The organism is Fibrobacterota bacterium, assembly GCA_019509785.1.
Classification (GTDB): domain Bacteria; phylum Fibrobacterota; class Fibrobacteria; order UBA11236; family UBA11236; genus Chersky-265.
In genome coordinates, this window is the sequence record JAEKLQ010000087.1 from 24,699 (window position 1) to 33,563 (window position 8,865).

8 protein-coding genes are annotated in these 8,865 nt (G+C 61.1%); 7 read left to right on the forward strand and 1 reads right to left on the reverse strand.

Annotated elements, in window-relative coordinates; translation table 11 throughout:
* Positions 1-62: 62 nt before the first annotated feature.
* Complete coding sequence (locus JF616_22310; protein ID MBW8890495.1) at positions 63-548, reverse strand: hypothetical protein; 486 nt, start codon at positions 546-548, stop codon at positions 63-65.
* Positions 549-753: 205 nt separating this feature from the next.
* Here JF616_22310 and JF616_22315 point away from each other — a divergent pair, with 205 nt between their 5' ends.
* The 7 genes from JF616_22315 to JF616_22345 all read left to right on the forward strand — a co-directional run.
* Entirely contained in the window at positions 754-2,016 is a 1,263-nt protein-coding gene (locus tag JF616_22315; GenBank protein MBW8890496.1) for a 1-deoxy-D-xylulose-5-phosphate reductoisomerase, read from the forward strand.
* Between the two features lie 25 nt (positions 2,017-2,041).
* Positions 2,042-3,373, forward strand: coding sequence for an RIP metalloprotease RseP (gene rseP / locus JF616_22320; GenBank protein MBW8890497.1), 1,332 nt, complete (start codon positions 2,042-2,044; stop codon positions 3,371-3,373).
* 466 nt (positions 3,374-3,839) lie between these two features.
* Entirely contained in the window at positions 3,840-4,862 is a 1,023-nt protein-coding gene (locus JF616_22325; GenBank protein ID MBW8890498.1) for a hypothetical protein, read from the forward strand.
* Between the two features lie 333 nt (positions 4,863-5,195).
* Positions 5,196-6,479, forward strand: coding sequence for a phosphoribosylamine--glycine ligase (gene purD, locus JF616_22330; protein ID MBW8890499.1), 1,284 nt, complete (start codon positions 5,196-5,198; stop codon positions 6,477-6,479).
* Positions 6,480-6,523: 44 nt separating this feature from the next.
* A complete protein-coding gene (locus tag JF616_22335; protein ID MBW8890500.1) occupies positions 6,524-7,384 on the forward strand; it encodes a DUF3108 domain-containing protein in 861 nt (286 codons plus the stop codon).
* 110 nt (positions 7,385-7,494) lie between these two features.
* Positions 7,495-8,043: a hypothetical protein gene (locus JF616_22340; GenBank protein MBW8890501.1), complete on the forward strand. Its 549-nt coding sequence runs from the start codon at positions 7,495-7,497 to the stop codon at positions 8,041-8,043.
* 207 nt (positions 8,044-8,250) lie between these two features.
* A partial coding sequence (locus JF616_22345; protein MBW8890502.1) for a YfiR family protein occupies positions 8,251-8,865 on the forward strand: 615 nt, incomplete at its 3' end.

An 8,865-nucleotide genomic window follows, 5' to 3' on the forward strand; every position in this document is an offset into this window, starting at 1 on the left:
CGAACTTCGGGGTCCCGAACGGTGCTCTTGATCAGTACCGGCCCTGGTTCGGATGGGATTCCTCAATCCTTCCGGTATACGGTGGGCTGGCCATCTTCCATCAGGGTCCAAGCGCTGCCCTTCACGTCGATGTCCGCCTCCCTGGTTTTCGGCTCGCTGCAATCCGTCGAGGTCTCCAGGAGCGTAGCGGCATCCTTATAGGTGCAATCCGTCTTGGTACTGACCAGCTTCCCGTCCGTCACCGACCAGGACTGGTACTCTTTCACGATTTCCACGTAGTCGTTGGGGGCGTCGAGCCCGGTGGCGAGGCGCTTGGAGAGAAGCAGGGTATGGTCCGGTTCGATATCCAAGGTGACCTTGATATCCGTCGGATCGGGCGGGGTTTTCCCGGTCGGAATATTGGTGCGCCAAATGCCGATCACGGTGGCCTCCGTGGCGGGCTGGCGCGTTTCGTCATCTTCCTTTTTCATGAAGGACATGGGATCGCAGGCGGCTAGCAGAAGTGTCGTGGCCGAATACGCGGCGAAACGGGTGAAGCCGTCGAGCATGGCATGCCTCCGGGAAAGGGCCTCCGGATTGTAATGGGTGGCGGGAGCCCGCCGCTCGTATCGGGCTTCTTGAACATTTCCCGCGGATTGCGGCCATGATCATGCGGGAATATGGGCCCCAGCCCATTTTCCTGTATTTTCCTCCGGATTCCGGGTTATCATAAAGAGCCCAGATCGACTTTTTTATATTACCCCGGGAATGCAAATGCAGAAAATCGCCTTGCTGGGCGCTACCGGCTCCATCGGAACGTCCGCCCTCAAGGTTCTGCGCCAACACCCGGACCGTTTTTCGCTTTGCGCCGTCGCCGCCGGCCGGCAATGGGAAAAGATCCTGCCCATCATCGAAGAGTTCCGGGTGCCCGTGGCCTGCATGTGGGATGCGGACTCGGCCGCCGAACTCCGCAAACGTACCCGCATCAAAGTCTTGGATGGCATGGACGGATTGCTGGAACTGGTTTCCGATGCCGGCATCGATTTCGTGTTGAACGGCCTGGTGGGTTCCATCGGATGCCGTCCCACCTTGGAAGCCATCACCCGCGGCAAACGCGTGGGACTGGCCAACAAGGAATCCATGGTCATGGCCGGGGAGATCCTCAACGAGGCGCTGCGTAATCATCCCGAGGCGCGCCTGATTCCCATCGATTCCGAGCATTCCGCGATTTTCCAATGCCTGGCAGGCAGGCCCGTCGCCGAAGTGGAACAGATCCAATTGACGGCATCGGGCGGACCGTTCCGCACCCGCTCCGCCGCCGACTTCGCCAGCATCCGCAAGTCCGACGCGTTGAAGCATCCGACCTGGGTGATGGGCGAGAAAATCACCATCGATTCCGCCACCTTGATGAACAAGGGATTGGAAGTCATCGAGGCGCATTACCTCTTCGGCGTGCCTTTCGCGGACATCAAGGTCGTCATCCATCCCGGCTCCATCGTCCATTCCTTCGTTCAGTTCCGGGACGGCTCGCTGATGGCCCAGCTCGGCTGTCCCGACATGCAACTGCCCATCCAGTACGCCCTCACCTACCCCGAGCGCTGGGCTCTCCGGGTCGATCGCCTGGACATGACCGCCCTTGGTAAGCTCGAATTCTTTCCCCCCGACTTGGCTAAGTTCCCCTGCCTGGGCCTGGCCTACCGCGCGGGGGATCTCGGCGGGACGGCGCCCGCGATCGTGAACGCGGCCAACGAAGCCGCGGTGGCCCGCTTCCTGGAAGACCGCGCCTCGGGCGTCGAAGGGGCCATCGGCTTCACCGACATCCCGCGGGTAATCGCCGCCGTACTCGACGCGGCCGAGATCAAACAGCGGCCCGGCCTGGACGACGTCATCGCCGCCGATGCCTGGGCGCGCAAGTCGGCCTTAAGGATCATGAACGACGGACCGGATGCGCATGCGCGCACCGCCCCTTCCATCGCGTCGGCGGCAAGCGGCCGCGAAGCATCGGGCAAAGCCTCGGCCCGGACAGGCAATCGGTAGCCGTAAGGCTTCCGGAAAGGTTTCCATGCATCTCAGCGGTTATTGGTCCCTCATCTACCAGATCCCCACCGGCCTGATCGGCTTGTCCTTCATGGTCTTCATCCACGAGCTGGGGCATTTCTCGGTGGCCAAATGGGTGGGCGTCAAGGTCCACACCTTTTCGATCGGATTCGGCAAGAAACTGATCAAGTTCAAACGGGGCGATACCGAATACGCCATCTCCGCGATCCCTTTCGGCGGTTACGTGGCCATGGCGGGCGAAAACCCGGACGATGGGGGTTACGGGAATTCGGACGAGTTTCGCCAGAAATCCATCCCGGCGCGTTTGGCCATCGCCATCGCCGGGCCTTTGGCGAACCTGACCTTCGCGATCGCCCTCCTTTTCGGCCTGTACCTGTCCGGCGTGCAAGAACCCAAGACGACCATGACCGTGGGCGAAGTGGAAGCCGGCTCGGCCGCGGCCGACGCGGGCGTGAAGGTGGGCGATGAAGTGCTCAACCTCAACGGCAAGACGCAGGCGGGTTGGGAACAGTTCATGCAGGACGTGGCCATGGAAGGCGGCCATACGGTCAATCTCGCTATCCGCCGTAACGGCAAGGATACCTCCCTGCAAATGACCCCGCAGATCAATCCCAAGTTCGGCATCGCGTTTTCCGGCATCGCCCCGGAAGCCGACGTAGAAGTCGATAAGGTCATCCCCGGCAAGCCCGCCGAGGCCGCCGGCCTGAAAACCGACGACAAGATCCTGACCGTGGACGGGATCCGGATCCCTTCGGCCACCTCGCTCATCGACATGGTTAACGGCTCGAAAGGCTCGCAGATCACCTTCGACATCCAACGTAAGGGCGAACGCCAGCAGATCCAGGTGACGCCGGTGATGGACGAGCAGAGCAAGCGCTGGATCGTGGGGATTTATCCGCGGGTGATCGTGCCGACCGTGCTCGTGAAGCGGAACGCTCCGGCGGCATTGAAGCAGAGCCTGGAAAAGAATTGGGAATCGGGGACCATGGTGCTTCGTACCCTGTCCGGGATCGCGACGGGCAAGATCAAGATGAAGGCGCTCTCGGGCCCGATCGGGATCGTGCAGATGATCGCCGGGAGCCTGCGCCAGAGCATGCAGAAGTTCCTGGAATTCATGGCCCTCCTCAACACCAACCTTGCCGTGCTGAACATCCTTCCTTTGGCCATTACCGACGGCGGTTTGGTGCTGTTCCTTTTGCTGGAAGCCATTCGTAGGAAGCCCCTGAGCTTAGGCACCCAATCGATTATTAATCGGGTGGGGATTTCATTTTTCCTGGTGCTGTTCCTCTTCGTAACGTTCCAGGATATCATCCGCATTCCCTGGTTCCTGAACTAGTCGCGTTCGGGCGCTATGGCGCTTGGCGCTGTGCGTCCGGGGTCCCGGCGGTGCCGGTCCTGCCCGGCTCGGGGCTCCGATGGGCTGCGGCCCCGGCTAATCGAAGAGCCCAGTCGCCGGCCGGACAGGCCACCACGGATTCGACCTAGCCCGGTAGCGCGCATGCGGTGGCGATGGATGCGGTCTCGGCGGCGCGCATACAGGTTTACCTGTCCGGCCATGCCGGGACCTCCGCCCAAGTCGCCCCGATCCGGGCAGGCCCGTCCCCGCCTGTTCCACTGCCGCGCGGCGACAGGCGCCGCAGCGACCGGTTGCGCGTTGATCAAAGGAATACCTTCGGGAATGCGAATGCGATCCTTCTCGGCGGGGGGGAGAGCATACGTTAGGGGGGAATGGGAGGAGCCTCCGAAACAAAATTCCGGCGGCATGCATCCTATTGGCCATGAACCCTTTTCATGGAGGATATATGCTCAGTTCGAGAATGCTTCTCGCCGGGACTGCCGGTATTGCCCTGGGACTTTTCCTGGGCGGATGTAATTCCGCCGATAGCAACCCCGTGAAGCCCGCCGCCAGCGGTCCCGTCGGGACCACGGATCTGAAAGGCTCAAGCGACTTCGACCGCGACCTCATCGCGGCCAAGCAGGGTTCGGGAAATTCCGCGAACCGGGAAGAGGCCATCGAAGCCGTGCTTTCCAGATATGGCGTCCCGCATTCGACCGCGCGCGCGGCCCAGGGGCAGCAACCCGGTCCGGTCACCGAGGCCGTCGCGAAAACGGCGGCTACCACGTTCGTCACTGCCGTCCGTAATTTCAGCGCCGACAACGATATCCATACCTTCTACACCACGGTCATCGTCCCCGCCTTCGGATCCTTGGTGGTCTCGGCTACCGCCAGCCAGGACGGCGTCGACCCCTTCCTGGTCGCGTTCTCCCGGAACGACGCCTCCTCCAATACCGATGCCTATGCAATCAGCGTGGCCGGCTATAATGACGACGTGAGCAGCACGAACCGCAATTCGCAACTCGTTTGGGTAAACACCGGGTTCACCAACAAGAAGATCGAAATCGTGGCATTCAACTACCTGCCTTCGACCCGCGGCACCGTCGGCATCGGTATCAGCGTGAACGGGGCGGTCGCGGTCTACTCTTCCCGATTCCTGGGCGGGAAGGTGGAATACGGCACCGATGCCTTCCCGTCGATTCCTAGCAACTGCGCCCCTTCCTTCACCGCGGTAACGGAATCGAACCGGGCCGGAGGAGGATTCTCGGCGGCCGCGCTGGTGGTCGATACCAAAGCCATGAAAGGCGGCATAATCTGGGACCGGCCTGACCTGGGCTCGCAATCTCTGGGTTTCTCGCCTCAACTCAACAATCCCTATCCCAGCTTCGCCTTACTGTTCGAAGCGACATCAGCCCGTGCCGGTAGCCTGGTCGAAGAAGGCTCCGCCTACGGCTACCTACAACGGGACTACTATATCTGCTTCCCTTAAGCCGAATTTCGCGGCCAACTAATCCCGTTAATCGACCGACGGGATCAATGGCCGGGTAATCCCAGGATAAGACCAAGACATTGTATTGCCAATGCATGACAATACAATGTCTTTGCACTCCCATCTCTCCACCTCCCTCTCCCCTTCCGTCCCGCCCGACCCACCTCGGTCCCAGACGGCCCCAGTTGTCGTGGAGCTTGCCCGGAGCAGCGTGGCCGGTCCGGGCGCGCGGGGCGGACCGGCGCATTCGAGGCGCCAGGTCGCCCCGCGCGCACGGCCCGGCCCCATCGATCAAGGCAAACCCCAAGACAACCTTCCTATATTGGGTTCCCTATGAAAATCCTCATCATCGGGAACGGCGGCCGCGAGCATGCGATCGGCCGCAAGCTGGCCCAAAGCCCGCGCAAACCGACCCTCCTCTTCGCTCCCGGGAATCCCGGGATGGAAGAGCTGGGTTCCTGCTACACCGTTTCGCCGGACGATTTCCGCGGGCTGCTTTCCCTGGCCCAATCCCAAAAGGTCGATCTCACCATCGTCGGCCCCGAACAACCCTTGGTGGGAGGCCTCGTCGATTTGTTCCGCGAACAGGGCCTGGCCATCTTCGGCCCGGACAAGGCCGCCGCCGCCTTGGAAGGCAGCAAGGCCTTCGCGAAGGACTTCATGGCGCGCCACAACATCCCTACCGCCCAATTCCGGACCTTCCGCGCCCTCGAGCCGGCCAAGGCCTGGTTACGCGAGACGGGTGCGCCCATCGTCATCAAGGCCAGCGGCCTGGCCGGCGGCAAAGGCGCCGTGGTCTGCATGAACCTCCCTGAAGCCGAGAGCGCCCTCAACTCCATGCTCGGCCCCAAAGCCGTCTTCGGCGCCGCGGGTTCCGAGGTCGTGATGGAAGAGTTCATGGAAGGCGAAGAGGCTTCCGTATTCGCCCTTACCGACGGAGAGGCCTTCGTGGTCTTGCCCACCGCGCAGGATCATAAACGGATTGGCGATGGCGACACGGGACCCAACACCGGCGGCATGGGCGCCTATGCCCCCGCCCCTCTCATGACCCGGGAGCTTTTGGACGAGACCGCTCGCCTGGTCATCAAGCCCACGCTCGATGGCATGCGCCGCGAAGGCATGCCCTACCGCGGCATCCTCTACGTCGGCCTCATGGTCACGCGCCAAGGTCCCAAGGTGGTCGAATTCAATTGCCGCTTCGGGGATCCCGAAACCCAGGTGGTCTTGCCCATCCTGCAAGAGGATCTCCTCGACCTCATCCTCGCCTCCCTGGATGGGACGCTTAAGGCGCGGACCGTGGCCGCGCCCCGGGAATGGTCCGCCGTGGTCGTGATGGCCTCCAAGGGATATCCGGGCCCTTACGAAACCGGCATCCCCATCGAAGGCTTGGAGGGCGTCTCAGAAGTACCCGGAGCGCATGCCATCCACGCCGGCACCAAGCGCCTCAATGGCCGGCTCGTCAGCGCCGGCGGACGGGTATTGGGAATGGTCGGGCAAGGCCCCAGCTTGCAGGAAGCCATCCGCATCGCCTATGCCGGCGCCGGCAAGGTGGCCTTCGCCGGAGCCCGGTTCCGGGGCGATATCGGTAAAAAAGGCTTGGCGAGATTAGGGCTATAGAAGGGATGCGCTTCGTAGTCCTCCGCGGCCGCTCCGGGTACCCGATGGCAGGGCTTCTCCCCGCCGCCTTTCTCGCCAGCCTCCTATTTCTCCTGGTCGCCGCCGCTTCGCCGACCCCCGCTCCCGCCACCATTCGCAAACCCGCCAAACCGGGTCATGCCGATACTCTCGCCGCCCTTAGGGATTCCCTCCGCTCTCCTACGGATACCTTGCCTAAACCCTTGCGGAATCTGGGCCAGAAGGCTCTCCGGGTCCCGGAAAAACTTCTCTTCAACGTTATTTGGGGGGGCTGGAGCTTCCGTTGGGTGACCGCAGGACAAGCGACCCTGGAACTGCTTCCCGCCGACGTCCCCGGGGCCTGGGAAATCCGCTCTTTGGCATGGTGCAATGGATTCTTCCAAACCTTCTATCCGGTGCGGGACACCGTGGTTTCCCGCATCGATAGCCGCGGCATATACCCTTTGAAGTTCGAAAAGCATCTCCACGAAGGCGGATACAAGGCGTCCCTCTCGGCCGCGTATGATCAAGCCCGGCATACGGTTACCACCCAGGATACGTCCTTCCCCATCGAGCCGTTCACCCATGATGTGCTTTCGGCCTTCTACTTCATCCGGACCCAACGTCTGGTGGAGGGGGACACCCTGGAATTGGCCGCCGTTTCCGGCAAAAAGAAGTACAGTCTTAAGGTCCTCTGCCATGGCCGCGAGACCATCGAAGTACCGGCCGGCAAGTTCAAGACCTTGGTCGTCGAGCCCGTCCTCAAGGAAGACGGCCTCTTCAAGGCCAAGGGCAAACTCACCATCTGGGTTACCGATGACGAGGCGCACGTCCCCGTGAAGATGCAAAGCAAGATCCCGGTCGGGTCGATCAAAGCGGAATTAGTGTCGATGCCTAAAGGGCAATAAGACCCTTGGAGAACGGGCCTTCCGGCGCGATTGTCGTCCTTGCCGCCGCGGAAATCTGATTATATTCTGGTTACTCTTCCAACCGTCGCATCTTCCAACCAAGGAGACCCGTGATGACCCAACGCCAGGACGATACGCAAGACGATAAGCAGCCCAACCCCACCTTCCCCGATGAGATGGAGAACGGTTCCGGCGAGGCGCCCGCCCCCGAAGCCCAGGCCGCCTCCGCCGCCGACAAGGACGATGACGATCTCTGGGATCTCGATGATGAGTCCTCGGACATGGAACCGCCCGCCTCGATGACCGCCCCCGAAAAACCGGCCGCCCCCAAGAAGGCCGCGGCCCCCAAGGCGAAAGCCAAACCCGCGAAGAAACCGGCCGCCCCCAAAGCGAAGAGCAGCGCCAAGCAGGCTTCTGCCAAGGCCAAGCCGGCCGCAAAGCGCGGGGCCGCCAAGAAGAAGTCCGGGAATGCCGCCGGCTCCAAGGCCAAAGCCGCAGGCAAAAAAGGTTCCGCCAAGGCGAAGGCCAAGGTAACCAAGAAGAGCGCCCCGAAAGCCAAAGCATCGGCCAAGAAGTCCGCCAAGGCGAAAGCCAAGCCGGCCACGAAGAAGATGGCCTCCAAAGGCAAGGCTAAGAAGACTAAGGGAAAGAAGAGGTAACGTCCGTAGGGACGAACTCATCCGGGTCCGCAAAAAGCCCTTCGGTTATTCCGAAGGGCTTTTTATTTGAAGAACGCGGATCATTCGGTTCCGGTTCCCAAATACCGAGCCTGGGCCCAGGGCTCAAGACGATATGGCATCCGGAAGGGCGGGGTGCGTCAATAGGAACGGAAGTATCTTTTGTGATCCATATGACGGATCATAGGAATGCCGGATGAGCCATTGGGAATGGAGGTGAAGGGCATTCCCAAAGTCCTTACCGCTTTGCTCTGCTGCTTGTTCCTTTTCCGGGCCGCTACGGCGCAGCAATGGAAGAAAGAAGAAATAACTTCCGCGTATATCTTCAATTTCGCCAAGAACATCGAATGGCAGAATGAAGACCGGATCCCGGAATTCCGCTTCTTGATCATAAGCGACGACGGCGCCATCAACCGCGAAATGCTGAACCTTTCCGCAACCCGGAAACTGAAAGGCAAACCCATCAGCGTCGCCATCTCCCAATCGGTCGTTATCCCGAAGGATATCCAACTGATCTTCATCACCCGTGGCATGAAGGATTTGACGGATCCCGTCTTCCGGCGCATCGAGGGCCGGAAAACGCTGCTGATTACCGAGGGATTCGAGGACAAGCGCAGCGTCATGATCAATCTAATCGAGACGAAAGACAAGACGATAAAGTTCGAAATCAACAAGGCCAACATCATCAATCAGGGCCTGAAAGTCTTGCCGGAAATGGTGCTGCTCGGAGGCACCGAAATCGACGTGGCGAAACTGTACAAAGAGGCGCAAGATACGTTGCGGATCAAGGAAGGGGATATCGAG

Excerpts from the sequence above, each read along its gene's own strand:
- JF616_22310 (MBW8890495.1), bottom strand. The coding sequence starts at position 548 with ATGCTCGACGGCTTCACCCGTTTCGCCGCGTATTCGGCCACGACACTT.
- JF616_22315 (MBW8890496.1), top strand. The coding sequence starts at position 754 with ATGCAGAAAATCGCCTTGCTGGGCGCTACCGGCTCCATCGGAACGTCC.
- rseP (MBW8890497.1), top strand. The coding sequence starts at position 2,042 with ATGCATCTCAGCGGTTATTGGTCCCTCATCTACCAGATCCCCACCGGC.
- JF616_22325 (MBW8890498.1), top strand. The coding sequence starts at position 3,840 with ATGCTCAGTTCGAGAATGCTTCTCGCCGGGACTGCCGGTATTGCCCTG.
- purD (MBW8890499.1), top strand. The coding sequence starts at position 5,196 with ATGAAAATCCTCATCATCGGGAACGGCGGCCGCGAGCATGCGATCGGC.
- JF616_22335 (MBW8890500.1), top strand. The coding sequence starts at position 6,524 with ATGGCAGGGCTTCTCCCCGCCGCCTTTCTCGCCAGCCTCCTATTTCTC.